Raw genomic sequence first — 25,039 nt, 5'->3', positions numbered from 1 at the left:
TTGTATTACAAATAAGAATCACATGGAGGAGCGTGATGAAAACCACTTTGCTTGCAAGCTCGGCGCTGTCGCTGCTGCTGGCCCAGGGGGCCGGTGCGCTGGAGGTGAAACTGGCCCATTCCAGTCAGGCGGCGTTGTCGTCGGAACTGCATATGGCCGCCTGGGCCTTCAAGAATTATCTGCAGGATTTCGGCACCGACATGACCGTCGCGATCTTCCCCAACAACCAGCTGGGGCAGGAACGCGAGGTCTATGAGGCGATGCAGCTTGGCTCGGGCGCGGATTGCGCCATCTCGGGCACGGCGATCCTGGGGAATTTCGACGCCAGACTGGGCGTGGTCGATCTGCCCTATCTCTGGGCCGATTACGACCATGTCCATCGCGTGCTGGACGGCCCGGTCGGCGACCAGCTTGCCGATGGCCTGCGCGAGGCGGGTTTCGAAGTCCTGGCCTGGCTGGACAGCTGGGGCTATCGCAACGTCGCCACCAAGACCCCGATCGCCAGCGCCGATGATCTGAAGGGGCTGAAGATCCGCACCATTCCGACCGACACCTATGTCCAGACCATCAACGCCATGGGCGCCAATGCCACGCCGATGGCCTTCGGCGAGATCTACACGGCAATGGAAACCGGGGTGTTGGACGGGCTGGAACACAGCGCGGCACTGGTTCAGGCCAACAAGTTCAACGAGGTCGCGGGCAATTACACGCTGACCCGCCACCTGTTCGGGCCGGTGGCCTTTGTCTGCTCGACCGCCTTCATGGGCCGGCTGAATGAGGAGCAGAAGGCGCAGGTGATGGCGGCGGCGGATTTCGCCCGCGATCTGGAACGCGCTCTCGCCCCCGCGCGCGAGCAGGAGGCGCTGGATGCGCTGGCGGCCGAGGGCATGACTATCACCGAGATCGACACCCAGCCGCTGCAAGACGCAACCCGCCCCGTGCAGGACAAGATCGCGGCCAGCATCGGCGCGACCGACATCCTCGAACAGATCCGCGCGGCGGCGCCCGAGTGATCGCCGCTGCCTGAAAGGGGGAAATCATGGAAGCCGAAACCGTCATGACCGAGACCGCGCCGCCCGGCGGTTTCACGGTGACGCATTATCTGCACCGGGCGGTCGAGGGGGCGGCGATCCTGCTGTTTCTCGCCATCGTGCTGGTGGCGGTGGCGCAGATCGTGAACCGCTTCTTCCTCGGCAATTCGCTGTCCTGGTCCGAGGAATTCCAGCGTTACGGCCATATCTGGCTGGTGCTGCTGGCCGTCACCATCGCCTATCGGCGCGGTGCGCATATCGGCGTCGATCTGTTGCAGGGGATGCTGCCGGGACGTCCCGCGGCCGCCTTGCGCGGGCTGATCGACGCGGCCTGGCTGCTGCTGGGCGTGCTGATCGTCTGTTCGGCGTGGAAGATCCTTGGCGTGTCCTCACGCCAGATCAGCGCCGGGCTGGGGGTGACGATGGACAAGGTCTATGCGGGCTTTCTGCTGGGCGGCGGCTATATGATCCTCGCCGCCGCCGAGCGACTGGCGCTGCGCATCACCAATGGGGGCAGGACATGACCCTTGCGCTTCTGTTCGGTGGCCTGCTCGCGCTGGTGATGCTGGGCTTTCCGGTGCTGCTGGCCATCGGCCTGACCAGTGCCGCAGGCATCTTCGTGCTGCCCGGCGTCAATTTCGCGCTGTTCGCGCAGCGGACCTTCGCGATGATCGACAGCTTCAGCCTGCTGGCACTGCCTTACTTCATCCTCGCGGGCGCCCTGATGGCCAAGGGCGGGCTGTCCCGCGCTCTGGTCGGGTTCGCCCAGACGCTGGTCGGCCATCTGCGCGGCAGCCTCGGCCATACCAGCGTCGTGGCCTGCACGGCGATGGCCAATGTCTCGGGTTCATCCGCGGCCGAGGCGGCCACGGTCGGTTCGATCCTGATCCCCGAGATGAAGCGGCAGGGCTATCCGGGCGGCCTTGCCTCGGCGATCGTCGCGGTGTCGGCGATCATCGGGCCGATCATCCCGCCCTCGATGACGATGATCGTCTATGGCGCGATGACCGGCGTGTCGATCGGTGGCCTGTTTCTGGCCGGCATCGTGCCCGGTCTGGTGCTGGCGGCGACGCTGATGCTGTTCATCCGGGTGCTGGCCGGGACCGGGCGCTATCCGGCGCTGGCGAAGCATTCGCCCCGTGCCACGGTCGGTCAGGTCCTGCGGGCCATCCGGCAGGCCTGGGTGGCGCTGCTGGCCCCCTTCATCATCCTCGGCGGCATCTTCGCCGGCATCTTCACCGCGACCGAGGCCGGGGTCGTCGCCTGTCTCTATTCCTTGCTGGTCAGCATGGTGATCTATCGCGAGATCTCCTTCCGCGACCTGCCGGGCATCGTGCTGGATGCGGCGGTAACCACGGCCATGGTCGTGGGCATCATCGCCGTCACCGGGGCGCTTGGCTGGATCCTGTCCTATCTCAGTTTCAACGACATGGTGCTGGGCTTCCTGCGCGGGGTTTCGGACAATGGTCATGTCGTCCTGCTGCTGATGCTGGCCATCGTGCTGCTGCTGACGATGTTTCTGGAAAGCCTGTCGGTGCTGATCGTCTTCGTGCCGATTGCCACCTATGTCGGGCAGGCCTACGGCTTCGACCCGCTGCAACTGGGCGTGCTGATGATCGTCGCCAACCAGATCGGCGCGGTCAGCCCGCCGGTCGCGGTCCTGCTGTTCATCACCAATGCCATCGCAAAGGTGCCCTATCTGGACACCGTTCGTGCCGCGCTGCCGTTTCTGGCGCTGCTTATTGCCTACCTGATCCTGCTGGTCTTTGTCCCGGCGCTGTCCACGACGGTGCCGGGATTGGTCCGGCCCTGACCATATTGAGGAACATGACATGTATGATGTGACTGACAAGGTTGCCCTGATCACCGGCGGCACCCGCGGCATCGGCCTCGCCATCGCCGAGGACCTGCTGAACGCGGGCGCCAAGGTGGCGCTGAACGGTCGCTCTGAAACCGCGGAAGCGGCCGAGTTGCTGACCCGCTTCGGTGCCGCGCGCGTCGCGGTGGAACTGGGCGATGTCTCGAACCCCGCCGAGGCCGAGGCCCTCGTCCGCCGCACCGCCGAGCGCTTCGGCCGGCTGGACATTCTGGTCCATTCCGCCGGAGGCCCGGCGCCGGGCACCATGCTGGAACTGGAGGAAAGCGACTGGCGCGCCGCTTTCGACATCCATGTCCACCCGGTCTTCACCCTGTTCCGCGCCGCCCATCCTTACCTTGCGCGCGAAGGCGGGGCGGTGATCCTGATCTCCTCGGTCGCGGGGATTCGCGGCTGCCCCGGCACGGTCGCCTATCAGACCGTCAAGGGCGCGCTGATCCCGATGGCCAAGGCACTGGCCTTCGACCACGCGGCGGAAAACATCCGCGTCAATGTGCTGGCACCGGGGATCATCCGCACCCGTTTCCACGACGCGATGAGCGATCAGGCCAAGGCGCATAATCTCGACAAGCGCATCCCGCTGAAGCGCGAAGGCACGCCCGAAAACGTCGCCCAGGCCGCCCGGCAGCTGATCGAGAACGATTTCGTCACCGGCGAGATGATCGTTGTCGATGGTGGCATGTCGATGCGGGTCACGGGCTGAGCGATGCGCGCCGTCATCGTCATGGGGGTCAGCGGCTGCGGAAAATCGCTGCTGGCCCAACGGCTCGCGGCGGCGCTGCACGCCTCCCTCATCGAGGCCGATGATCTGCACAGCGCCGCCAATCGGCGCAAGATGGCGGCGGGGATCGCGCTGACCGACGAAGATCGCTGGCCCTGGCTGGATGCCGTGGGCCAGCGTCTGGGCGATCTGACCCGGCGCGATGGCGTTGCGGTCGCTGCCTGCTCGGCATTGCGACAAACCTATCGCGACCGGCTGGAACAGGCGGCGGAACTGCCGATCCGCTATATCCATCTCGGCGGATCGCGTGAGGTGATTGCCGCGCGTATGGTGGCGCGATCCGGGCATTTTATGAACCCGGCGCTGCTGGAAAGCCAGATCGCCACGCTGGAGCCGCCGAGCGGTGAAAATGTTCTGGCCTGCGATGTGGTCGACGCGCCCGCGCAACTGCTGATGGCGGCGACGGACTGGTTGTCCTGCGGACGGCCTGTCATCCTCCGGACTGAACGGTGATGGAAGCAATGGTTCTCACTCTGCGATCCTTCGCAGGAGAGGAGGCCTGAGCGTGCGCTGCCTAAGGCTCAACACCACCATCACGACGACAGGAGCCAGGCATGGTCAAGACATCGTCAGAACCCGACTGGGACGACTTTCGTCTGGTCAAGGCCATCGCCGAAGCGCGCGGCATGCCGGGGGCGGCGGCAGAGCTTCAGATCAGTGCGTCAACGGTCTTTCGCCGCCTCGGGCAAATCGAGGACGCGATGGGCGTCGCATTGTTTCGCCGCCATCGCGGCGGCTATGAACTGACGCCTGCCGGGGCCGAGATCGTGGCACTGGCGCAGCGGCTGGAGTCCGAGATCACCACGTCGCTTCGCCGGGTCGCGGAACGGGAGGTGCTGCTGGTCGGCGAATTGCGCCTCGTCATCGACGAAGCGTTGCTTCATCTGTTGATGCCGGTCTTAGCCTATTTCCTTCAGCAATATCGGGACATTCGCCTGAATGTGACGACCGTCGACAAGAGGCCGGACCTTTCCGCGCATGACGCGAATGTCGTCATTTTCGCCAACGGCCAGCCCCCGGACGAGATGATTGGCCGACGCATCGCCAGAATTGCCTGGGCACTCTATGGATCGGTCCACGAAGCCGGTCAGCACGATGTCGGCGACGCGACGACGGACCGCAAAGCCGCGACGCCCGATCCCAAAGAGAAATCTGCCCCGCGCAGGGTGGCTCAGACCGGATCAGACAGGAATGTGACGGCAGACGTGGTTTACCGGACCAATACGATTCTGGGGGTTGCCGAGGCCGTGGAACGGGGGATGGGCGTGGGCCGCTTGCCCTGTTTTGTCGGCGATCTGCGGCCGGGGCTCGTGCGGCATTCCGCCCCCGAGTTCGATGCGACGACCGATCTGTGGCTGCTGACCTGCCCCGACATGGGACGGTCAGCACGGGTCCGGCTGTTCGTCGACTTCGTCGCGGCACGGATCATCCGCCATCGCCCCCTGTTCGAAGGCGAAGGGGTGTAGCCAAATCTGCAAGTTCCACTTGCGGTATTGCACGCCTTGCCGACGGATTCGCCTGCTAAGCTGAATCTTGGCGCAGCCGATATCCCAGCTTGCCGTGACATGGCTGCTGCATCCGCGCGGGCATGATCCGCAGGGACTTGGCCGATGGCCTGCGAACCGACAAGACGGCATGTCCCCGAGCGGTCCCGATTGCACATTTGATGGAGGATATTATGAGAAACACAGGATGGTGGACGGCGGGCAGTTTTGCCGTGGCGGCCATGCTGGCGATCGTCGCCCAACCGATTGCCGGTGGCGGTTACGCCTGGGCGCAGGAAGCGACCGGGCGGCCTCAGATCGAAGGCCTGTCGCGTCAGCCGAGCGAAGCGGCATATGAAGCTCTGCTTGATCCGAACGATGCGGTCCTGTTGCTGCTCGATCATCAGACCGGGCTTTTTCAGACCGTCAATGATATTCCCGTCAGCGTCTTGCGGGCCAATACCGTGGCCCTTGCCAAGATCGCCGAACATGCCGGAATGCCGATCCTCTACACCGCCTCGGAACCGGATGGTACCAACGGCCCGATCATGGAAGAACTGACCGCCGCCGCCCCGAGCGCGGTCTATGTCGGGCGAATGGGCGAGGTGAGCGCCTGGGACAATGCCGATTTCGTCGCCGCAGTGGAGGCGACGGGCCGCAAGACGCTCATCATGGCGGGGGTCTGGACCAGCGTCTGCGTCGCCTTCCCCGCACTTGAGGCGCGGGCCGACGGCTACAAGGTCTTTGCGGTGATGGACGCCTCGGGCGATGTCAGCAAGCTCGCCTCTGACGCGGCGATGCTGCGGATGGCGAATGGCGGCGTGCAACCGGTCACCACCAACACCATTCTCAGCGAGACGCACCGCACCTGGAACCGCCCGGACGCGGCGAACTGGGGCGCCCTGTATAGTGAACTGGTGCCCGAATACCGCGCGGTGACGGAAAGTTATGCGCGGGCGCAGGAAGTTGCCGGTCAGGAATAGAGAGGTCGCCGCCCGACCCCCTGGGCAACTGCACCTGGGCCGAGAACGCGGCTGCGAGGCGATCATAGCCGCTGGTTTTCCATTCTGGAGGATATCATGAGCATTGTTTTCAACGGCATTTCAATCGCGATGACGCTGGCCGCATTCACGGGGATGTCGACCGCATCGGCGCAGGACACCCAACCTGCCGATCTCATCGTCCTGAATGCTGCGGTTCACACCATCGACCCCGAGCAGCCGCAGGCGACCGCCTTTGCCGTCAGGGACGGCAAATTCGTCGCAGTCGGGGCGGACGCGGATATCGAGGCCTATCGCGGCGACGCAACCACGGTCATCGACGCCAATGGACGCACGGTCATTCCCGGCTTGAACGACGTGCATTCCCACACCATTCGTGGCGGCCGGTTCTTCAACCTCGAAACCCGGTGGGAGGGCGTTCCGTCGCTTGCCCAGGCGCTGGATCTGGTGCGTGCCGAGGCCGCCCGCGTCCCGGACGGCCAATGGGTGCGGGTCATTGGCGGCTGGTCACCCTATCAGTTCGAGGAACGGCGGATGCCGACCGTGCAGGAACTGAACGAGGCCGCGCCCGCTACCCCGACCTTCGTGCTGTTTCTCTACAGCATGGGATTTCTGAACGCGGCCGGGGTGAAGGCGATGGGTCTTACCCCCGAAACGCCGGTCCCGGACGGTGCGCGGATCGAGTTCGTGGATGGTGGGGCGATCCTTTACGCCGAGCCTAACCCCGCCATTCTTTACAAGGCCATCGCCGATCTGCCGCAATTGTCGCCTGAGGATCAGGTCAATTCGACGCTGCATTACTATCGCGACCTGAACCGCCTCGGGATGACCTCCACCTCTGACGCGGGTGGGGGCGGCCATGTGTTTCCCACGGATTACGCGGCCAGCCTCGACGTGGCGACCAATGACGGCTTGCCCCTGCGGATCAGCTATTACCTTTTCGCGCAGACGGCCGGGCAGGAGGCGTCGGATTTCGCCAGATGGATCGCGGAAAACGAGGTAGGCGTGAACGCCGATGCCCAGATCGAGCATGGCTACGAACTGGAGGGCGCCGGCGAGTTTCTGGCCCACAGCGTCGGCGATTGGGAGAATTTTCTTGCCCCGGCGCCCGATCTCGCACAGCGCAAGGCCGAGGGTCAGGACCCCGCTGGCGATCTGCACCGGGTCACGACGATGCTGGTCGAGGCCGGCTGGCCCCTGCGCCAGCATGCCACCTATGGCGACAGCATCAGCCTGATCATGGATGTGTTCGAGCAGGTGAATGAGGAACAGGGAAAATTCGTCCCGCGCTGGTTCATCGACCATGCCGAAACCATCCACGATGCCGATCTGGACCGCATCAAGGCGCTTGGCGGCGGCATCGCCATCCAGAACCGGCTGGCCTTCGGCGGCGAGTATTTCATCGAACGCTACGGGGCCGAGGTGGCTGCCCACGCGCCGCCGCTGCGCAAGATGCTGGACATGGGCATACCCGTCGGTGCCGGGACCGACGGCACCCGTGTCAGCAGCTATAACCCCTGGGCATCCCTGTATTGGCTGGTCTCGGGCAAGACGGTCGGTGGAACCCAGCAATTCGCCGAGGACAACAAATTGACCCGCGAGGAAGCGCTGGCGCTGTTCACCACCGGTTCGGCCTGGTTCTCGCAGGAGGAGGACGTCAAGGGCCGGATCGCCGACGGCATGTATGCGGATTTCGCGGTGCTGAGCGACGACTATTTCTCGGTCGCCGAGGATGAGATTCTGTCGCTGGAATCCGTCCTGACCGCGACCGGCGGCAATATCGTCTATGCCGCGCAGGAATTTGCAGATCTCGCCCCTGACGCGTTGCCCGCCGTCAGTCCTGAATGGTCTCCGGTGGTGACCTATGAGGCTGCGCTTGCCGGACAATGATTTCCTCGCATGACAACTGAAGTTCACGCGCCAATTATTCAGTTGCTGCAAAGATATAGGTGATCACAAATCACAACCTGAACAGCATCGGGTTTGTCGGAGGCTGATTTCTGCGGGGGTGGCGTGTCGTCCTTCTCGGTGCTTTCACTCTGATGCCAGCGGGCAATGGCATCGGGCAGGTTGTTCAGCTTCGCCTCGTTCCTGGTCAGCTCGGCCCAAGGACCGATCTTGTCTTCGGGCACGAGCAGGCTTCGCTTGTCGTCAAGGCTGAGGCCGTTGGGGTCGAGGTCGTAGAACCACACCTCATCCATGCCGCCGGGATTCGGTCCGCCGGAACAGAAGAATCGCCGTCAAGAACCCCGGCGTAAAGCGTTTCGGTTGAAACCTGAATCGTAGGGGATCCCCATGGAGGCTAGGTTGTTTGATCCCACGGTTTGATGGTGTGATCCTTTTTTGGAATGGAAGGATGTCAGCGTTTTGGCATTGGCCCGTCCGGTACGGGCGTCAATAGCAGTCAATCGGCCAACGACATCGGCAATGCGAGAGGAGAAGCCCCTTTTGATGGTTTTTGGGGTGTCGGATGCTGAACAGCCTGTTGTGGGCTTAGGCAAGCCCTTTCTAACAAGGGTCAGCGGGCTTCTTCGCGTCACAATGATGACATGGTGTCATCATGGCCCAAAAGGTGGGCCTAAGCGACTGGTTCAGGTCATTTTTCAGATTTATGGCTGGGGCGGTAGGATTCGAACCTACGGTACACGGTACCAAAAACCGATGCCTTACCACTTGGCCACGCCCCAACTGTGGGGGCGTATCTAGCGCCCGTTTCCGAGGGGTGCAAGGGGAGATTTGGAAAAACTTGCGGCGCTTTTGTGCAGGGCGTAGGACGCCTTCATGGAGACTGATCTGCTGATTATCGGCGCCGGGGCCGCCGGTCTTTTCTGCGCCGGCACGGCGCGCGCGCAGGGGGCGCGCGTGGTGGTGATCGACCATGCCGCCCGGCCCGGCGAGAAGATTCGCATCTCGGGCGGGGGGCGGTGCAACTTCACCAATCTCGCCACCACACGCGAACGGTTCCTGTCGGAAAACCCGCGCTTCGTCGCCTCGGCGCTGGCGGGCTATCGTCCGTCCGATTTCGTCGCGCTTGTCGATCAGGCGGGGATTGGCTGGCATGAAAAGACCCTCGGGCAACTGTTCTGCGACGGCAAGGCCACCCAGATCACCGAGATGCTGATCCGCCGGATGGCGGGGGCCGAGCTGTGGCTCGACACCACGCTGGCGGGCCTTTCCCGCGATGCGGACGGCTATGCGGCGCGGACCTCTCGGGGGGTGATCCGGGCGAAGCGGGTGGTGGTGGCCTGCGGTGCGAAGTCGATCCCGAAGATGGGGGCGACGGGGCTGGCCTATGATCTGGCGCTGCAATTCGGGTTGCGGATCGTCGAGACGCGACCCGGTCTGGTGCCGCTGACCTTCGCCGAGCAGGATCTGGCGCTGTGCAAACCCCTTGCCGGCATCGCCGTCGAGGCCGAGGTCAGCCACGGCAAGACCCGCTTTCGCGATGCGCTGCTGTTCACCCATCGCGGGCTGTCGGGGCCGGCGATCCTTCAGATATCCAGCTTCTGGCGCCCGGGCGAGGAGATCATCGTGAACCTCGCCCCTGATGCCGATCTCGCCGGGGCTTTGCGCGACCGGCGCGGGCAGGGCGGTCGCGTGGCGATCCAGACGGTGCTGGGCGCGCATCTGCCGGCGCGGCTGGCCGAGGCGATCGCCGCCGATCTGGGTCTGGAAGGCGCGCGGCTGGCCGATCAGAACAATGCCGCCATCGACCGGATCGCGGCGCGTATCCAGCGCTGGCAGGTCCGCCCGGTCGGGTCCGAGGGCTATCGCACCGCCGAGGTGACTGTGGGCGGTATCGACACCCGCGACCTCGACGCCAGCACCATGCAGGCGCGGGACGTGCCGGGTCTGTATTTCATCGGCGAATGCGTCGATGTGACCGGCTGGCTGGGCGGGTATAATTTCCAATGGGCATGGGCGTCCGCTCATGCGGCGGGGCTTTCGCTGGCGGGCGCATTGCGCTAGAACGCCGCCTTCGCGAGACAAAGGGCCGGGAATGAGCGGATTTTCCTTCACTGTGAATGCCACCGACGGGCAGGCGCGCACGGGCGTGATCGATACGCCGCGCGGCCAGATCCGCACCCCCGCCTTCATGCCGGTCGGCACCGCGGCGACGGTCAAGGCGATGCTGCCGGAATCGGTGGCCGCGACCGGCGCGGATATCCTGCTGGGCAACACCTATCACCTGATGCTGCGCCCCGGCGCGGAACGGATCGCGCGTCTTGGTGGCCTGCACGCGTTCATGAACTGGGACAAGCCGATCCTGACCGATTCGGGCGGCTTTCAGGTCATGTCGCTGGCCGAGCTGCGCAAACTGACCGAAGATGGCGTCACCTTCGCCAGCCATGTCGATGGCTCGCGCCATTTTCTCAGCCCCGAAACCAGCATGGAGATCCAGCGCCTGCTGGGATCCGACATCGTCATGGCCTTCGACGAATGCCCGGCCCTGCCCGCAACCGAGGAGCGTCAGTCCGAGGCGATGCGCCTGTCGATGCGGTGGGCGCAGCGCTCGCGCGATGCCTTCGGCGACCGGCCGGGACATGCGCTGTTCGGGATCATGCAGGGCGGCGTGATCCGCCATCTGCGCGAGGAATCGGCCGAGGCCCTGCGCGGCATCGGCTTTGACGGTTATGCCATCGGCGGCCTCGCGGTGGGCGAGGGGCAGGAGGCGATGTTCGGCGTGCTCGATTACGCGCCGGCCCTGCTGCCCGAGGACAAGCCGCGCTATCTGATGGGGGTGGGCAAGCCCGATGACATCGTCGGCGCGGTGCAGCGCGGCGTGGACATGATGGATTGCGTGCTGCCCTCGCGCTCGGGCCGCACCGGGCAGGCATGGACGCGGCGCGGTCAGGTCAACATCAAGAACGCGCGTCACGCCGATGACCCGCGTCCGCTGGACGAGCATTGCACCTGCCCGGCCTGCCGGGGTTATTCCCGTGCCTATCTGCATCACGTCTTCCGTGCAGGCGAGATGATCTCTGGCATGCTGCTGACCTGGCACAATCTGCATTACTATCAGGAGCTGATGGCGGGCCTGCGCGCAGCCATCGCGGCAGGGCGGCTGGACGATTTCGTGGCCGATTTTCATGCGAAAAGGGCCGAAGGGGATATTCCTCCGCGTTGACGAAACGGCGGGATCGGCGAAGACTGCGGCAAAAGGACCGACAGGTGCGCGATGCCCGTCCAAGCCAGCCAGGCCGCCCGGCACGGTGATGCCGTGATCTTCGCCTGCGATGCCGGGCATCTGCCTTATGCCTGGGTGGCCGCCCTGCAGATCGCCCGGCTGGAGCCGGAGCGTCATTTCGATATCGTCATCGCCTCGCCCGATACGGGGGCGATTCCGCCGCATCTCCGGGATGGCCCCGTCCGTTGGGTGCGGCTGGACGTCAGCGCAATTCCCCAGATACGTCACCCGAATGCGCGCATCACGCTGGGGACGTTCTACCGCCACCTGCTGCCCGACCTGTTGCAGGACGATTATGCCCGACTTCTGTATCTGGATACCGATACCTGGCTGCGCAGGCCGGGCATTCAGGGCCTGTTCGACCGGATCGCGGGCGACTGGCCGCTGGCCGCCAGCCTGACCTTTCTGCACCAGCCGGAATTGCGCACCCGTGCCAGCCGCAGGAATCAGGAACGCTCGCGCCGGGTGATCGGTGATCTGGGGGACCCGTCCGGGCGGTTCTTTCAATCGGGAGTGATGGTCATGCAGACCGGTCCGCATGTGGCCGCACAGATCGGGCCGAGAACGCTGGAATTCGCCGCCGAGCGCTATGACCTTCTGCAAAAGCACAAGCTGGGCGATCAGGCGGCGATGAACGGGGCGGCGGCGGCGCTGACGGCGACGCTGGACCCGCGCTGGAACTGGCATCTGGCGCGTTGGCGGCAGGGGCAGCTGATCGAGGAGTTCGATCCCTTCATCCTGCATTTCGCCGGGGCGGAAAAGCCCTGGCTGATCTCGGACGATCCGACGGTCACGGCAGTAAACCCGGCCTGGTTTGCGGATCTGGCCCGATGGGACCCGGATTTCACCCCCGCCCCGGCGCCCGGATCATTGGCCTGGCGGGCGCTGAACCCGCGCTTTGGGGTGGCGCCGATTGATAAGATTCAGCGCCGTCTGCGCGCCTGGCGGCTGGCGTGGAAACATTCACGACCGCCGCGCATGGGTGCGGAGGGGATCGCCGCCATGCGTCAGTTGATCGAGACGGCGGAAGTTCGCTGAAATTGCCCTCGGAAGTGCAGGATTTCCGATGAAAATCCGATGAGCGCGCAAGAAATTGTGGAACCATTTTGCGGTTCCTGCTAGCACCGCGCATCGGCGGATGACCCGTCCAGTTTCGAAAGCGACGAATGACCCAGTTTTTGACCATTACCACGACCGACGCCCTTGCTGCATTCTGCGAACAGGCGAAGGCGCTTCCCTATGTCACCCTCGACACCGAATTCCTGCGCGAGCGGACCTATTATTCCAGGCTCTGCCTGATCCAGATGGCCCTGCCGCCGGCATCGGGGGCGAAATCCGAAGGCGGACCCGCGGCGCTGATTGACCCGCTGGCCCCCGGCCTTTCGCTCGAACCGCTCTATGACCTGTTCCGCCACGAGGCGACGGTGAAGGTCTTCCACGCCGCCCGTCAGGATCTGGAGATCTTCTTCCATGACGCGGGCCTTTTTCCGGCACCGCTGTTCGATACCCAGATCGCCGCCATGGTCTGCGGCTTTGGCGAGCAGGTGGGCTATGAAACCCTGGTGCGGAAGATCGCGAAGGCCAGTCTGGACAAATCCTCGCGCTTCACCGACTGGTCGCAGCGGCCCCTGTCGAAGGCGCAGCAGGATTACGCCATCGCCGATGTGACCCATCTGCGCGCCATTTATGAATGGCTGCAGGCGCAGATCGACAGGACCGGCCGCGGCCCCTGGGTGGCCGAGGAAGTGGCGATCCTGCTGGACCCCGAAACCTACATCACCCGCCCCGCCGAAGCGTGGGAACGGGTGCGCACGCGGTCCTCCTCGCCGCGCTTCATGGCGATCGTGAAGGCCCTTGCCGCATTCCGCGAGGAATATGCCCAGACCCGCAACGTGCCGCGTTCGCGCGTGTTCAAGGATGATGCGCTGGTGGAGCTCGCTTCGACCAAGCCCACCACCGAGGCTGAACTGGGCAAGTCGCGCCTGCTGATGCGCGAAGGCCGCAAGCCCGAAATCGCCCAAGGCATTCTTCAGGCGGTGAAAGCCGGGATGGAAGATCCCAATCCGCCGCGCCCGCCCAAGGATGAACCGGGCGCGCCCGGCAACGCCGCGCTTGGCGAATTGCTGCGGGTGCTGCTGAAGGCCAAGGCCGATGCGGCGGGCGTGGCGCCCAAGCTGATTGCGTCTTCGGCCGATCTCGACGCGATTGCACAGGGTGCGCGCGACGTGCCGGCGCTGCATGGCTGGCGGTCCGAGGTCTTCGGTCTGGATGCGCTGCGCCTCGCCGGCGGCGAGATTGCGCTTTCCGCCGAAGGCGGCGCCGTCCGGGTCGTCGAGTTGACATGAGGGTCGGGCTGCGCGCGCCGTCGCTGGAGGACGCGCCGCTCATCTGGCGTGCGATGCAGGACCCGGACACCCTGCGCTTTCTGCCCGCCATCCCCGATCCGTTCCATCGTCAGGACGCGGTCGATTTCATCACCGAGATAGCCCGGCCCGAGGATCGTGCCATAACTGTTGATGGCGATTTCGCCGGGATGATCCGCACCGGCGGCGATCTCGGCTATTGGGTGGCGCCGGAATTTCGCGGCCGGGGCGTGCTGCGCCGGGCCGCGCAACAGGCGATCATCGCGCATTTCCGGGATAGCGACGAGCCGGTCCGGGCGTGGCATCTGGCCGACAATGGCGCGTCGCGGCGGACCCTGCTGGCCCTCGGCTTTCGCGACATGGGCGCGGACATCATCCGCCGCGCGCGGGATGGCGCCGAACTCGCCGCCCGGTCGATGCAGCTTTCCCGCGCCGATTTCACGGACGCGCTTGAAATTCGGACACCGCGATGCCGGATCACCGCGCTGGGTGACGCGGATCTGCCGGAACTGCACCGGATCTTCACCGCGCCACTGGTGGCGCGGATGCTGCTGCGGTTTCACAGTGGCATGAGCCTTGAGGAATTCGCCGCGCTGATGCGTCCTGTAATGGACCCGCTGCGGCGGCGAATGCGCATGGCGATCCGGCAGGATGGGCGGCTGATCGGCAGCATCGGGGTCCATGACGGCGAGACACCGTCGATCTATTACGCGCTTGCGCCAGAGTTCGCGGGGCAGGGGCTGGCGAGCGAGATCGTCCCCACCTTCTGCGACAACGTGCAGGACTGGTTCGGGCTTGTGACCCTGAAGGCCGAGGTGTTTCAGGACAATCCCGCGTCGCGCCGGGTGCTGGAAAAAGCCGGGTTCAGGGTCACGGGCACGGATAGCGTGGCGTCGCTGGGTCGCGCGGAAGGGCCTTCGCCGGGCTGGCTGATGGAGCGGCGCTGACTACCAGCGCAGAACCACGGCACCCCAGCTCAGGCCGCCGCCGATCGCCTCGGTCACGATCACGTCGCCCTTTGCGAATTTGCCCGCCTCATCGGCGACCGACAGCGCGAGCGGGATCGACGCGGCCGAGGTATTGCCGTGGTCGGCGACCGTCAGGATCACCTTTTCCATCGGCAGATGCATGCGCTGCGCAGTGGCCGAGATGATGCGGGCATTCGCCTGATGCGGCACCAGCCAATCGACCTGCTCGGCCGTCAGCCCCGCCTTGTCGATGGCGCGATGCGCGGTGTCGGCCAGCTTTTCGACGGCCTGACGGAACAGGACATTGCCCTGCATCCGCAGCTTGCCCGCCGTGCCGGTGGTGGCCACGCCGCCATCCACATACAGGATATCGCGATAGGAGCCGTCGCTGTTCAGATCGGTCGACAGGATGCCGCGTTCACCCTCCACGCCCTCCAGCACAACGGCGCCGGCGCCATCGCCGAACAGCACGCAGGTGCCGCGATCTTCCCAGTCCATCAGCTTGCTGAAGGTCTCGGCGCCGATGACCAGCACACGCTCGGCCTGGCCCGAGCGGATCATCGCATCGGCATTGGCAAGCCCGAAGACAAAGCCCGCGCAGACCGCCTGCACGTCGAAGGCAAAGCCGCGCGTCATGCCCAGCCCCGCCTGCACCATCGTCGCAACCGAGGGGAAGGTCAGATCCGGGGTCGAGGTGGCGACGATCACCGCATCGATCTCGTCGGCGGCGAAGCCCGCGCGGTCCAACGCCGCCTGCGCGGCGCTGATCGCCATTTGCGAGGTCGTCTCGCCCTCGGCGGCAAAATGACGCCGCTCAATCCCGGTGCGGGCGCGGATCCATTCGTCCGAGGTGTCGATCTTGTCTTCGAACCAGCTGTTCTCGACCACGCGGTCGGGCAGGTAACGGCCGGTGCCGCGAATGACGGCGCGCCGGGTCACGGTGATACCTCATCGGTCGAGGCGGCGTTCGCGGCGCGGGCTTCCTCGACATTGGCGGCAGCTTCGGCGACGCGCGCCGCCAGCCGGTCCTGAAAGCCCGATTGCGCCAGCCGGAAGGCCAGCTTGATCGCCGCCGAAACGCCGGTGGCATCGGCAGAGCCGTGCGATTTCACCACCATGCCGTTCAGTCCCAGAAACACCCCGCCATTGACGCGGCGCGGGTCGATCCGCTTCTGCAACCGCTTCAGCGAGGTCAGCGCCAGCAGCGCCGCGAATTTCGACATGAACGAATTGGCGAAAGCTTCCTTCAGGAAGTCGCCCACCAGCTTGGCGGTACCCTCGCCGGTTTTCAGCGCCACATTGCCGGTAAAGCCATCGGTGACGATCACATCGGCCCGGTCCGAGGGCAGGTCGCCGCCTTCGACGAAGCCGACATATTCGAATTTGCCGGTGTTCTGAGCGGCCAGAATCAGCTCATGCGCCTGACGCAGCTCGGCTCGGCCCTTGTGTTCTTCGGTACCCACATTCAGCAGCCCGACGCGCGGACGGTCCAGCCCCAGCCCGTTGCGCGCGTAAGCTGCGCCCATCATCGCATATTGCAGCAGATCGGGGGCATCGGCGCGAATATCGGCGCCGCAATCCAGCATGACGTTGAAGCCCTGCGCATTGCGCGACGGCCAGAGACAGGCAATGGCCGGCCGGTTCACCCCCGGCAACTTGCGCAGCCGGATCATCGACAGCGCCATCAGCGCGCCGGTATTGCCGCAGGAGACCGCCACCGAGGCTTCGCCGTTGCGCACCGATTCGACCGCCGACAGCATCGAGGTGCCTTGCGCATTGCGGATCACCTGGCCCGGTTTGTCGTTCATGGTGACCACGCCCGGCGCATCGCGAATCTCGCAGCGCTCGGACAGCCCGCGCCGACGCGCGACCAACCGCGACAGTTCAGCCTCGGGTCCGTGGACGATGAAACGGATATCAGGGTTCTTGGCCGCGCTTTCGGCCATGCCGGCGATGACCGCAACCGGACCGCGATCGCCGCCCATCGCGTCAACGGAAATGACCACGCTACCCCCGTTCGAGGAGCGGCGTGGTGTCTCGGTGTCCGCCGTCTGCGTCATGCGCGTCGCCGCCGATCAGGCCGCGTCGTCGTCCAGGTCGATTTGGGCCGACTGAGCCACGACTTCGCGATCAGCGTAATGGCCGCAGGACGGGCACACGTGATGCGGACGCTTCAGTTCGCCGCAGGAGGGGCATTCATTGGGGTTCGCCGCCGACAATGCGTCATGCGCGCGGCGCATGTTGCGTTTGGAGCGGGTCACGCGGTTCTGAGGGACAGCCATGTCACAACCTCGGGTCTGGGGCCGCGCGGGTCCATGCGGGGCCGGTGTCGAAAATAGATCAGAGCCGCGCCAATAGGCGACAACCGCACCGGAAGCAAGTGAAAACCTGTCAGCGGATTGAGGCCCGAGCGCGCGGCTCGCGAAGCCCGGAACATAGCGATCCTGTGCTGCAATGCAAGCGTCGATTGGCGATTTCAGCGCGGTGCGTCCGGTTGGCCGGAAACGGCCATGGCGGCACGGGCCAGATCATCCGGGGTGTTGATATTGAAGAAGGGATCGGGGCCGCCGAACAGCGCAATCCCCGCCTGATGTTGTGCAGCCCATTGACGCGGCCGGCGCAGGCCATCCTTCAGCGCGGCGCGCAGATCCGCGCGCAGCGCCGTCGGCCACAGACCGAAGGTCGGGTGCAGGCGGGTTGCACCGTCAGAAGCGCGATCCGCCGCGAGCGCCGGCCCTCCCGGACCCGCCGCCGCCAGCAGTTTCGCAGCCAGATCCTCCGGCGGAAAGGGGGTGTCCCCGGCAGCGGTCAGCACCGCAGATGCGCCCAGCCCCGCCGCCCAATCCATTGCCGCCAGAACCCCGGCCAGAGGTCCCGGAAAATCCGGCAGGGAATCGGCCAGCACCGGCAGTCCGAAGCGCGCGAACCGCGCCGGATCGCCATTGGCGCTGATCGCCAGCGGGCCGGCCTGCGGGGCCAGCCGCGAGATCACATGCGCGAGCATCGGCTGACCGTTCAGCGCCAGCAGCACCTTGTCGCCCCCGCCCATACGGCTGGACAGGCCGCCCGCAAGGATGACGGCGGGCAGCATCAGGCGATGCCGGCGGTGACCAGCCCCCGCGCGAGCTTGCGGAAAGCCTGTGCCGAAGCGGTTTCAGGGTTGGCGACCACGACCGGGGTGCCCGAATCGCCGGCAACGCGGACATCCATCTCCAGCGGCAGTTCGCCCAGCAGCGGCACGCCCAGCTTCTGCGCCTCGGCCGCCACACCGCCATGGCCGAAGATGTGCTCGGCATGGCCGCAATTCGTGCAGACATGGACGGCCATGTTCTCGATCAGGCCGAGGATCGGGACGTTCAGGCGCTTGAACATGTCGATGCCCTTGCGCGCGTCCAGAAGCGCGATGTCCTGCGGGGTCGAGACCATGATTGCCCCGTCGATCTGCGCCTTCTGCGACAGCGACAGCTGGACATCCCCGGTGCCCGGCGGCAGGTCGACGATCAGGCAATCGAGATCGCCCCATTGCACCTGAAACAGCATCTGCTGCAGCGCCCCCATCAGCATCGGGCCGCGCCAGATGATCGCCTCGTCCTCCTTCGTCAGCAGACCAAGCGACATCAGCTTCACGCCATGGCCTTCCATCGGAATGATGGTCTTGCCGTCGGGGCTGGCCGGACGACCGGTGACGCCCATCATGCGTGGCTGGCTGGGGCCATAGACATCGGCGTCCAGCAGGCCCACACGCCGCCCCTCGGCGGCGAGCGCCGCGGCGAGGTTCGCGGCCACGGTCGACTTGCCGACCCCGCCCTTGCCCGAGGCGATGGCGATGACGTGGCGCACGCCGGGGATGGCTTCGGGCGCATTCGGGCTTTTGGCCTTGGGCTTCAGATCCGGCGGCGCCTTGTCGCTATGCGCGGTCAGGACGCCCATGACCTTGCCGGCGCCGGGCAGGGCGCGGATCGCGGCCTCGGCCTGCGCCAGCGCGGCCTCCATCGCCTGCGCGTGGGCGGGATCGATCTCCATGACGAAGCGGACATCGCCATTCGGCTCGACGGTGATGGCGCGGGCGATGCCGGCGTCGATCAGATTGCCCATGGGGGTGGCGACGCTGCGCAGGGCGGCGGTGACGGCTTCCTTGGTCAGGCTCATGTTTTCCTCAGGCGCGGGAAAGCGCGTCGATGATCGGGTTGAAATCGCTGGCTTTCAAGCTTGCCCCGCCGACGAGCGCGCCATTCACATGCGGCACGGCGAAGATCTCGGCGGCGTTGCCGGGCTTGACGCTGCCGCCGTACAGCAGGCTGAAATCGGCGCCATCCGAAAACCGCGCGGTCAGCTTCTCGCGGATCAGCGCGTGGACTTCGGCGATCTGATCGGTGGTAGGCGTGCGGCCGGTGCCGATGGCCCAGACAGGTTCATAGGCGATCACGGTATTGGCGGCGGTGGAACCGTTGGGGACCGATCCCGCCAGCTGGCTGGCAATGATGTGCAGCGTATCGCCGGCATCGCGTTGCACCTCGGTCTCGCCGATGCAGACGATGGCGATGAGGCCGGCGTGATGAGCGGCGAGCGTCTTGGTGGCGACGATGGCATCGCTCTCGCCATGATCGGCGCGGCGTTCGGAATGGCCGGTGATGACGTGGCTCGCGCCCGCATCCTTCAGCATCGGCGCGGAAATATCGCCCGTATGCGCGCCCGAGGCATTGGCGTGACAGTCCTGGCCGCCGATCCGCACCGCGCCCGCACGGCCCGCCGCAAGGGCGATCAGGGTGAAAGGCGGGCAGATCAGCACGTCGCAGCCTTCGCCCGCGGCAAGCTGGTCAAGCTCAGCCAGCGAGGTTTTCACCCCGTTCATCTTCCAGTTTCCAGCGGCAATTTTTTTCGGGGCCATAACATCCTCCTGTCGGTTCGGGACGGGGATAGGCGCGCAGGCCCCGGTATTCAAGCGTCCGGGGTGTCGCGGTCCAGTTTGAACGACACGGATTCGCCGCAGCCGCAGGCATCGGTCACGTTCGGATTGCGGAACTTGAAGCCAGATTCCAGCAGCCCGGTTTCATAGTCGATCTGGGTTCCGAACAGGAACATCTGCGCGGTGGGCGCGATCAGGATGCGCGCGCCGTTCTGCTCGACCACCTCGTCGGCGGCATCGGCAGCGGGCACGAGATCCATGGTATATTCCATGCCCGCGCAGCCGCCCTTCTTCAGCCCGATCTTCAGGCCGTAGGCTTCTTTTCCGGCCATCAGCCGGGAAATCTGGCGTTCGGCCGCCGGGGTGATGGTCACCGGGGCCTGTCCGGGGATCGAGAACATGGCTTAACCTCTGTTGCGCCCCCGTAATTTAGGGGGCGCAGCCGGGTTTCTCAAGTCAGCCGAGCGGCGTTTCGCCGTGAATCGCATCCGAGAAGGCGCGGCGGTAGAGTGCCGACAATTCCGCCAGATCGCCGGCATCCTCGCTCATCTGCACGGCGGTGCCCCCGAACTGGCCGACTTCGCGCGCCGGAACCTGTGCCGCTTCCGCCGCGTTCAACAGCGCTTCGGCCTGTGCGGGTGAGCAGGCGACCAGATAGCGGGCCTGATCCTCGCCATAGAGCTGGGCGATATCGCCGCTTTGCAGGCGGATGCCGATGCCCGCGCCTTCGGCCATTTCGAAGGCCGCGAGCGCCAGCCCGCCATCCGACAGGTCGGTCGCGGCACGCAGGTGCTGGCGGTTGGCGCGCAGGAATTCACCGTGCTTGCGTTCGGCGGCCAGATCGACAGGGGGGGCGTCGCCCGCTTCGATCCCGAAGGCTTCGGCCGCCAGCGCCGACTGGCCCAGATGACCTTTCGTCTCACCGATCAGGATGGCCACATCGCCATCCTCGGGCAGGCCCGCGATCAATTCGTCCAGACTGGTCAGCAGCCCGACCGCGCCGATGGTCGGCGTGGGCAGGATGCCCTGACCGTCGGTCTCGTTATAGAGCGACACGTTGCCCGACACGATCGGCATATCCAGCGCCGCCACCGCCTCGCCGATGCCTTTGATGGCGCCGACGAACTGGCCCATGATCTCGGGCTTTTCGGGATTGCCGAAATTCAGGTTGTCGGTGGTCGCCAGCGGCAGCGCGCCCACGGCGGTCAGGTTGCGGTAAGCCTCGGCCACGGCCTGCTTGCCGCCCTCGAACGGGTTGGCCTTGACGTAGCGCGGGGTCACATCGCTGGTGAAGGCGAGCGCCTTTTCGGTGCCGTGCACGCGGACCACACCCGCGCCCAGACCCGGACGGCGCACGGTATCGGCGCCGACCTGGCTGTCATATTGCTCCCAAACCCATGATTTATGGGCATAGTTCGGAGAGCCGATCAGCGCGCGCAAGGCGTGCAGCGGGGTGATAGCGGGCAGGGCGGGCATGGCTACGGCGGCGGGCGTCTCGACCCATGGGCGATCATATTCCGGCGCGCTCGACGACAGTTTCGACAGCGGCAGATCGGCCTTCACCTCGTTGCCGTGCAGGATCAGGAAGCGGTCCTCGGCAATCGTCTCGCCCACGATGGCGAAATCGAGGTCCCATTTCTCGAAGATCGCCCGCGCCTCGGCCTCGCGTTCGGGCTTCAGCACCATCAGCATCCGTTCCTGCGATTCCGACAGCATCATCTCGTAAGCCGTCATATTGGTCTCGCGCTGCGGCACCTGATCGAGGTTCAGCTGGATGCCGAGACCACCCTTGTCGCCCATCTCGACCGCCGAGCAGGTCAGCCCGGCCGCGCCCATATCCTGAATCGAGATCACGCTGTCGGTCGCCATCAGCTCCAGACAGGCTTCCAGCAGGCATTTTTCGGTGAAGGGGTCGCCGACCTGCACGGTGGGGCGCTTTTCCTCGATGCTGTCGTCGAATTCGGCGCTCGCCATGGTCGCGCCGCCGACGCCGTCGCGCCCGGTCTTGGCACCCAGATAAACCACCGGCATGCCGATGCCCGAAGCGGCCGAGTAGAAGATCTTGTCGGCATCGGCCAGCCCCGCCGCGAAGGCGTTCACCAGACAGTTGCCGTCATAGGCGCGGTGAAAACGCACCTCGCCGCCGACATTCGGGACGCCGAAGGCGTTGCCATAGGCGCCGATGCCTTCAACGACGCCCTTGACCAGATGCGCGGTCTTGGGGTGTTCAGGGCGGCCGAAAGAAAGCGCGTCCATGGCGGCGATGGGGCGCGCGCCCATGGTGAAAACGTCGCGCAGGATGCCGCCGACGCCGGTCGCGGCGCCCTGATGGGGTTCGATATAGGACGGGTGGTTGTGGCTTTCCATCTTGAAGACCACGGCCTGCCCGTCGCCGATATCGACGACGCCGGCATTCTCGCCGGGGCCGCAGATGACCTGCGGGCCGGTGGTCGGCAGCGTGCGCAGCCATTTCTTCGAGGATTTATAGGAGCAATGCTCGTTCCACATCGCGCTGAAGATGCCGAGTTCGGTGAAGCTGGGCTCTCGGCCGATGATCTCGAGGATGCGCTGATATTCGTCGGGCTTCAGCCCGTGCGCCGCGATCAGATCCTCTGTGATCTCCGGTTCGTTCATGGCCGTTCCTCGCATGTCTGGATGCGCCGCCTTTTAGGGCCAGCAAAGCCGAAGGGAAAGGGGCGCGACGCGGAAGCCGGACAAAAAGGATGGGGGGCGGCGAACCGTTCGGCGCAAAAAAAAAGCCGGGCACGAAGCCCGGCCAAAGTCCAACAGGGAGGTGAAGGCTACGAGAGTTGCCTCTATCATCGCCTTCATAGCCCGATTTAGGGGCAGGGTGCCGCCCGTTCAAGCGTTAACTTGCTGCAACCGCAGCATAGCGGATATGCGCATAGGGCATGGCGGACCGCATTGTTCACGTTGGTTCCGTCGCTGGCGCGCGTCTTTCGCTGAGCCAGTCCTGCAATGCGGCGTTACCGCCGAAACCTTCTTCCCCGACTCCTGCGGAAGGGGCGGACGGATCGGCCGCTGCGCTTGGGGCAGGCAGGACGGATTTCTCGATCCGCTGGGGAAAGGTCCGGTTGCGGAAGTAATGCGCCTCGCGCGCGCCGAAATAGAAGGACACGATGGCGCCCAGAAGCCACCACAAAGGTTCCGGGACGGTTTGCAGCCCGGCCATGCGGTTGGAAAAGCCGATCGGTTCAACCATGGCATAGATGAACAGCCCGATGGTCCCCAGCGTCAGCAGGGGGCGGGGCAGGCGGTTCATGCCGTTCATCAGGTCGTCGAACCAGCCACGCCTTGCGGCGCCGAATTCGGCAGAAAGCTGGGTAATGGCCTGGCCGTAAGCCTCCTCATCCAATTCCATGCGGCGGGTGGCGTTTTCGCGGAAGATTTCGGTCACGTTGGTCGCGGCGTTGGAAATCGTCTGAGCGGCCGAGCCCATGCCGATGAAGCGGTCGATCATGCCCATTTTGCGGTCCTTTCGCGGTGCTGGCTGGCGGTCAGATGGTATTTCGGCGCGATGAAGGTCTCGGCCCGCGTAATCCAGCCGCCTTTGCCGCCCGCCCGCGTGATGGCATATTTGCGGCTGGCGGGGCGCGTGTCGGCGATGGCGTAGTAGTAGTTACGCCGCTCGATCCCGTAGGCATCGGCGATATGGCGCGGCGCGGCCTGAGCGGCGGCGGTCGCGGCGGCGATGGTGCGCGGGCCGATCACCCCGTCATCACTGGCTGGATAGCCCATGCGGGTCAGCAGCCGTTGCAGAATCTTCACCGCATTGGCACCCGCATTCACATACATGTCGAAGACGGTGGCGTGCAGGATCCCCGGCAGGCGTTCGACGCCGGGACGCCGGAAATAATGTTCCTTGAACACCGCGGCGGCCTGCGCGCGGGTCAGCGCCTTCACATCCGACACATCGACCTTGCCGTCGCGATTGAGGTCCAGCCCCAGCCGGCGCATGGTCCCGATGGTCACGCCATATTTTGTCGGACCACCCGGATCGGCAGGGTCATTCACATAACCCCCTTCGCGCGCCACGATCTCGGCGGCGATCTCGTCCACGGATCTCATTTCCGTCCCCTTTTTCAGTGAAATGGGGACCAAGCTGCTCTGGCCGTGTTAATCTTCCGTTAACCCTGCGGGCGTTGCGTCAGCTTCCCGGAGCCTGATAGACACCGGTCGCTTTCAGCGAATCCTCGACCTCGCGCGGCATGTAGTTCTCGTCATGCTTGGCGAGGATTTCGCTGGCAACGAAGGTATCGCCTTCCATCGCGCCGGTGCCGATCATGCCCTGACCTTCCTGAAACAGGTCGGGCAGGACGCCGGTGAAGCGGACCGGAACGGTATGGGCGCCGTCGGTCACGGTGAAGGTGATGGTCTCGCCCGCGCCGCGGGTCACACTGCCATCTTCGACCAGGCCGCCCAAACGGAAGACCTCGCCCGAACCGGGCGGTTCCTCGAACACCTGGGTGGGTGCGCGATAGAGGTTGATACCGTCCTGAAACCCGTAGCCGATCAGCACCACCGCCAGCCCCAAGGCCACGGCAGCGGCGATGAGGATTTGAACGCGGCGCTTTTTTTTCAATGACTTCATGGCGAAGCCTCAGCGGATTCGAAGGTGATCTTCTGGCGCAGAAACTGCGTTGCCTTGGACGACACGCGGGCCGGATCGCCCGTGGTCACGAACCTGGATTCGGTGCCGCTGCCCAGAAATTCAGGGCGGCGCTGCAGGTAATCGGCGAGGCTTTCTGCAACCAGCTGCGCCTGACTGAACACCTGCACCTGCGGCCCGAGCGCTTTCTGGAACTGCTCCTGCATCAGCGGATAATGCGTGCAGCCCAGGATCGCGGCTTCGGGATGCGGCATCCGCCGCTTCAGCGCTTCGACATGGCTGGTGACGAGCGCTTCGGCAAGGATTTCGTCGCCCTCCTCGATCGCGTCGACCACGCCGCCGCAGGGCTGGGCTTCGACATCGACGCCGATGGCGCGGAAGGCCAGTTCGCGCTGGAAGGCGCGGCTGGCGACGGTGGCGGGGGTGGCGAACAAGGCGACATGCTTGACCGCCACTTCGCGCGGGGGAGAGTTGTCGCCCCATTGCCGTTCGGTCAGTGCCTCGATCAGCGGCACGAAGACGCCCAGCACGCGCTTGTTTCTGGGCACGAATTTTTCCTGCATCCGGCGCAGCGCCGCTGCCGAGGCGGTGTTGCAGGCCAGGATGACCAGATCGCAGCCTTCGTCCCACAGCCGCTGGGTGGCCGTGCAGGTCAGGTCATAGATGTCCTCGGGGGTGCGCACGCCGTAGGGCGCATGGGCGTTGTCGCCGAAATACACCAGCGGCAGATCGGGCAGCCGTTCACGGATCGCCTTATAGACGGTCAGACCGCCCAGTCCTGAATCGAAAACTCCAACAGCCATGCGCGCCT

The 25,039-nt window shown here is 65.2% G+C and carries 26 protein-coding genes and 1 tRNA gene; 13 read left to right on the top strand and 14 right to left on the bottom strand.

Going from position 1 to position 25,039, the window contains the following annotated elements:
* The first annotated feature begins 35 nt into the window (after positions 1-35).
* From H1S04_RS03360 to H1S04_RS03325, 8 genes are all read left to right on the top strand, one after another.
* Positions 36-1,013, top strand: coding sequence for a TRAP transporter substrate-binding protein (locus tag H1S04_RS03360; RefSeq protein ID WP_181744127.1), 978 nt, complete (start codon positions 36-38; stop codon positions 1,011-1,013).
* Between the two features lie 26 nt (positions 1,014-1,039).
* On the top strand, positions 1,040-1,555 hold the full coding sequence (locus tag H1S04_RS03355; RefSeq protein WP_181744126.1) for a TRAP transporter small permease: 516 nt from the start codon (positions 1,040-1,042) through the stop codon (positions 1,553-1,555).
* Complete coding sequence (locus tag H1S04_RS03350) at positions 1,552-2,844, top strand: TRAP transporter large permease (RefSeq protein ID WP_181744125.1); 1,293 nt, start codon at positions 1,552-1,554, stop codon at positions 2,842-2,844. Before H1S04_RS03355 ends, H1S04_RS03350 begins: the two co-directional genes overlap by 4 nt.
* A 19-nt stretch (positions 2,845-2,863) precedes the next feature.
* Complete coding sequence (locus H1S04_RS03345) at positions 2,864-3,610, top strand: SDR family NAD(P)-dependent oxidoreductase (RefSeq protein ID WP_181744124.1); 747 nt, start codon at positions 2,864-2,866, stop codon at positions 3,608-3,610.
* 3 nt (positions 3,611-3,613) lie between these two features.
* Positions 3,614-4,141, top strand: coding sequence for a gluconokinase (locus H1S04_RS03340; protein WP_181744123.1), 528 nt, complete (start codon positions 3,614-3,616; stop codon positions 4,139-4,141).
* Between the two features lie 101 nt (positions 4,142-4,242).
* Positions 4,243-5,154 (top strand): LysR family transcriptional regulator, encoded by a 912-nt coding sequence (locus H1S04_RS03335; protein WP_181744122.1) that lies wholly within the window; start codon positions 4,243-4,245, stop codon positions 5,152-5,154.
* A 212-nt stretch (positions 5,155-5,366) separates the two neighbouring features.
* Positions 5,367-6,155, top strand: coding sequence for an isochorismatase family protein (locus tag H1S04_RS03330; protein ID WP_220185075.1), 789 nt, complete (start codon positions 5,367-5,369; stop codon positions 6,153-6,155).
* 96 nt (positions 6,156-6,251) lie between these two features.
* Positions 6,252-8,063 carry an amidohydrolase gene (locus H1S04_RS03325; protein WP_220185074.1) on the top strand — a complete coding sequence of 604 codons (1,812 nt, stop codon included), beginning with the start codon at positions 6,252-6,254 and terminating at the stop codon, positions 8,061-8,063.
* A 38-nt stretch (positions 8,064-8,101) separates the two neighbouring features.
* On the opposite strand, the gene H1S04_RS03320 is transcribed toward H1S04_RS03325, so the two are convergent.
* Entirely contained in the window at positions 8,102-8,374 is a 273-nt protein-coding gene (locus H1S04_RS03320) for a hypothetical protein (protein ID WP_181744121.1), read from the bottom strand.
* Between the two features lie 411 nt (positions 8,375-8,785).
* Positions 8,786-8,860: transfer RNA gene (locus tag H1S04_RS03315), tRNA-Gln, on the bottom strand.
* A 94-nt stretch (positions 8,861-8,954) separates the two neighbouring features.
* On the opposite strand from H1S04_RS03315, the gene H1S04_RS03310 reads away from it, so the two are divergent.
* The 5 genes from H1S04_RS03310 to H1S04_RS03290 all read left to right on the top strand — a co-directional run bounded on the left by H1S04_RS03310 (position 8,955) and on the right by H1S04_RS03290 (position 14,671).
* Positions 8,955-10,142, top strand: coding sequence for an NAD(P)/FAD-dependent oxidoreductase (locus tag H1S04_RS03310; RefSeq protein WP_181744120.1), 1,188 nt, complete (start codon positions 8,955-8,957; stop codon positions 10,140-10,142).
* Between the two features lie 31 nt (positions 10,143-10,173).
* Complete coding sequence (gene tgt, locus H1S04_RS03305; protein WP_181744119.1) at positions 10,174-11,301, top strand: tRNA guanosine(34) transglycosylase Tgt; 1,128 nt, start codon at positions 10,174-10,176, stop codon at positions 11,299-11,301.
* 51 nt (positions 11,302-11,352) lie between these two features.
* Positions 11,353-12,399 (top strand): glycosyltransferase, encoded by a 1,047-nt coding sequence (locus H1S04_RS03300; RefSeq protein ID WP_181744118.1) that lies wholly within the window; start codon positions 11,353-11,355, stop codon positions 12,397-12,399.
* A 128-nt stretch (positions 12,400-12,527) separates the two neighbouring features.
* Positions 12,528-13,706 carry a ribonuclease D gene (gene rnd, locus H1S04_RS03295; RefSeq protein ID WP_181744117.1) on the top strand — a complete coding sequence of 393 codons (1,179 nt, stop codon included), beginning with the start codon at positions 12,528-12,530 and terminating at the stop codon, positions 13,704-13,706.
* Positions 13,703-14,671 (top strand): GNAT family N-acetyltransferase, encoded by a 969-nt coding sequence (locus tag H1S04_RS03290; protein WP_181744116.1) that lies wholly within the window; start codon positions 13,703-13,705, stop codon positions 14,669-14,671. The genes rnd and H1S04_RS03290 overlap by 4 nt, the downstream gene beginning before the upstream one ends.
* Here the strand turns inward: H1S04_RS03290 and H1S04_RS03285 are convergent, their stop codons facing one another.
* The 12 genes from H1S04_RS03285 to murI form a co-directional block, all read right to left on the bottom strand.
* Positions 14,672-15,631: a beta-ketoacyl-ACP synthase III gene (locus H1S04_RS03285; protein ID WP_181744115.1), complete on the bottom strand. Its 960-nt coding sequence runs from the start codon at positions 15,629-15,631 to the stop codon at positions 14,672-14,674. It lies immediately after the preceding gene.
* Positions 15,628-16,752 carry a phosphate acyltransferase PlsX gene (plsX, locus tag H1S04_RS03280; protein WP_181744114.1) on the bottom strand — a complete coding sequence of 375 codons (1,125 nt, stop codon included), beginning with the start codon at positions 16,750-16,752 and terminating at the stop codon, positions 15,628-15,630. Before plsX ends, H1S04_RS03285 begins: the two co-directional genes overlap by 4 nt.
* A gap of 15 nt (positions 16,753-16,767) precedes the next feature.
* Positions 16,768-16,974 carry a 50S ribosomal protein L32 gene (gene rpmF / locus H1S04_RS03275; RefSeq protein ID WP_181744113.1) on the bottom strand — a complete coding sequence of 69 codons (207 nt, stop codon included), beginning with the start codon at positions 16,972-16,974 and terminating at the stop codon, positions 16,768-16,770.
* A gap of 194 nt (positions 16,975-17,168) precedes the next feature.
* The gene (gene mobA / locus H1S04_RS03270) at positions 17,169-17,783 is read right to left on the bottom strand and encodes a molybdenum cofactor guanylyltransferase MobA (RefSeq protein ID WP_181744112.1); all 615 of its coding nucleotides are present in this window, start codon (positions 17,781-17,783) and stop codon (positions 17,169-17,171) included.
* Complete coding sequence (locus H1S04_RS03265; RefSeq protein ID WP_181744111.1) at positions 17,783-18,841, bottom strand: Mrp/NBP35 family ATP-binding protein; 1,059 nt, start codon at positions 18,839-18,841, stop codon at positions 17,783-17,785. The genes mobA and H1S04_RS03265 overlap by 1 nt, the downstream gene beginning before the upstream one ends.
* A gap of 7 nt (positions 18,842-18,848) precedes the next feature.
* Positions 18,849-19,580 carry a triose-phosphate isomerase gene (tpiA, locus tag H1S04_RS03260; RefSeq protein WP_181744110.1) on the bottom strand — a complete coding sequence of 244 codons (732 nt, stop codon included), beginning with the start codon at positions 19,578-19,580 and terminating at the stop codon, positions 18,849-18,851.
* 50 nt (positions 19,581-19,630) lie between these two features.
* Positions 19,631-19,999: an iron-sulfur cluster assembly accessory protein gene (locus tag H1S04_RS03255; protein WP_181744109.1), complete on the bottom strand. Its 369-nt coding sequence runs from the start codon at positions 19,997-19,999 to the stop codon at positions 19,631-19,633.
* A gap of 55 nt (positions 20,000-20,054) precedes the next feature.
* On the bottom strand, positions 20,055-22,232 hold the full coding sequence (gene purL / locus H1S04_RS03250) for a phosphoribosylformylglycinamidine synthase subunit PurL (protein ID WP_181744108.1): 2,178 nt from the start codon (positions 22,230-22,232) through the stop codon (positions 20,055-20,057).
* Between the two features lie 295 nt (positions 22,233-22,527).
* Positions 22,528-23,085, bottom strand: a complete 558-nt coding sequence (locus H1S04_RS03245) for a holin family protein (RefSeq protein WP_181744107.1) — start codon at positions 23,083-23,085, stop codon at positions 22,528-22,530.
* Positions 23,076-23,687, bottom strand: a complete 612-nt coding sequence (locus H1S04_RS03240) for a holin-associated N-acetylmuramidase (protein ID WP_181744106.1) — start codon at positions 23,685-23,687, stop codon at positions 23,076-23,078. Before H1S04_RS03240 ends, H1S04_RS03245 begins: the two co-directional genes overlap by 10 nt.
* A gap of 79 nt (positions 23,688-23,766) precedes the next feature.
* Positions 23,767-24,210 carry a cytochrome c maturation protein CcmE gene (gene ccmE / locus H1S04_RS03235; RefSeq protein WP_181744105.1) on the bottom strand — a complete coding sequence of 148 codons (444 nt, stop codon included), beginning with the start codon at positions 24,208-24,210 and terminating at the stop codon, positions 23,767-23,769.
* Positions 24,207-25,031, bottom strand: a complete 825-nt coding sequence (gene murI / locus H1S04_RS03230; protein WP_181744104.1) for a glutamate racemase — start codon at positions 25,029-25,031, stop codon at positions 24,207-24,209. The genes ccmE and murI overlap by 4 nt, the downstream gene beginning before the upstream one ends.
* Positions 25,032-25,039: the final 8 nt, after the last annotated feature.

The organism is Paracoccus sp. S1E-3, assembly GCF_013868135.1.
GTDB lineage: Bacteria > Pseudomonadota > Alphaproteobacteria > Rhodobacterales > Rhodobacteraceae > Paracoccus.
The sequence above is the reverse complement of the archived record's forward strand: the minus strand, read 5'-3'. Positions and strand labels throughout refer to the sequence as shown.

Coding starts and splice junctions, on each gene's coding strand:
- H1S04_RS03360 (WP_181744127.1), top strand. CDS start 36: ATGAAAACCACTTTGCTTGCAAGCTCGGCGCTGTCGCTGCTGCTGGCC.
- H1S04_RS03355 (WP_181744126.1), top strand. CDS start 1,040: ATGGAAGCCGAAACCGTCATGACCGAGACCGCGCCGCCCGGCGGTTTC.
- H1S04_RS03350 (WP_181744125.1), top strand. CDS start 1,552: ATGACCCTTGCGCTTCTGTTCGGTGGCCTGCTCGCGCTGGTGATGCTG.
- H1S04_RS03345 (WP_181744124.1), top strand. CDS start 2,864: ATGTATGATGTGACTGACAAGGTTGCCCTGATCACCGGCGGCACCCGC.
- H1S04_RS03340 (WP_181744123.1), top strand. CDS start 3,614: ATGCGCGCCGTCATCGTCATGGGGGTCAGCGGCTGCGGAAAATCGCTG.
- H1S04_RS03335 (WP_181744122.1), top strand. CDS start 4,243: ATGGTCAAGACATCGTCAGAACCCGACTGGGACGACTTTCGTCTGGTC.
- H1S04_RS03330 (WP_220185075.1), top strand. CDS start 5,367: ATGAGAAACACAGGATGGTGGACGGCGGGCAGTTTTGCCGTGGCGGCC.
- H1S04_RS03325 (WP_220185074.1), top strand. CDS start 6,252: ATGAGCATTGTTTTCAACGGCATTTCAATCGCGATGACGCTGGCCGCA.
- H1S04_RS03320 (WP_181744121.1), bottom strand. CDS start 8,374: ATGGATGAGGTGTGGTTCTACGACCTCGACCCCAACGGCCTCAGCCTT.
- H1S04_RS03310 (WP_181744120.1), top strand. CDS start 8,955: ATGGAGACTGATCTGCTGATTATCGGCGCCGGGGCCGCCGGTCTTTTC.
- tgt (WP_181744119.1), top strand. CDS start 10,174: ATGAGCGGATTTTCCTTCACTGTGAATGCCACCGACGGGCAGGCGCGC.
- H1S04_RS03300 (WP_181744118.1), top strand. CDS start 11,353: ATGCCCGTCCAAGCCAGCCAGGCCGCCCGGCACGGTGATGCCGTGATC.
- rnd (WP_181744117.1), top strand. CDS start 12,528: ATGACCCAGTTTTTGACCATTACCACGACCGACGCCCTTGCTGCATTC.
- H1S04_RS03290 (WP_181744116.1), top strand. CDS start 13,703: ATGAGGGTCGGGCTGCGCGCGCCGTCGCTGGAGGACGCGCCGCTCATC.
- plsX (WP_181744114.1), bottom strand. CDS start 16,752: ATGACGCAGACGGCGGACACCGAGACACCACGCCGCTCCTCGAACGGG.
- rpmF (WP_181744113.1), bottom strand. CDS start 16,974: ATGGCTGTCCCTCAGAACCGCGTGACCCGCTCCAAACGCAACATGCGC.
- mobA (WP_181744112.1), bottom strand. CDS start 17,783: ATGCTGCCCGCCGTCATCCTTGCGGGCGGCCTGTCCAGCCGTATGGGC.
- H1S04_RS03265 (WP_181744111.1), bottom strand. CDS start 18,841: ATGAGCCTGACCAAGGAAGCCGTCACCGCCGCCCTGCGCAGCGTCGCC.
- tpiA (WP_181744110.1), bottom strand. CDS start 19,580: ATGGCCCCGAAAAAAATTGCCGCTGGAAACTGGAAGATGAACGGGGTG.
- H1S04_RS03255 (WP_181744109.1), bottom strand. CDS start 19,999: ATGTTCTCGATCCCCGGACAGGCCCCGGTGACCATCACCCCGGCGGCC.
- purL (WP_181744108.1), bottom strand. CDS start 22,232: ATGAACGAACCGGAGATCACAGAGGATCTGATCGCGGCGCACGGGCTG.
- H1S04_RS03245 (WP_181744107.1), bottom strand. CDS start 23,085: ATGGGCATGATCGACCGCTTCATCGGCATGGGCTCGGCCGCTCAGACG.
- H1S04_RS03240 (WP_181744106.1), bottom strand. CDS start 23,687: ATGAGATCCGTGGACGAGATCGCCGCCGAGATCGTGGCGCGCGAAGGG.
- ccmE (WP_181744105.1), bottom strand. CDS start 24,210: ATGAAGTCATTGAAAAAAAAGCGCCGCGTTCAAATCCTCATCGCCGCT.
- murI (WP_181744104.1), bottom strand. CDS start 25,031: ATGGCTGTTGGAGTTTTCGATTCAGGACTGGGCGGTCTGACCGTCTAT.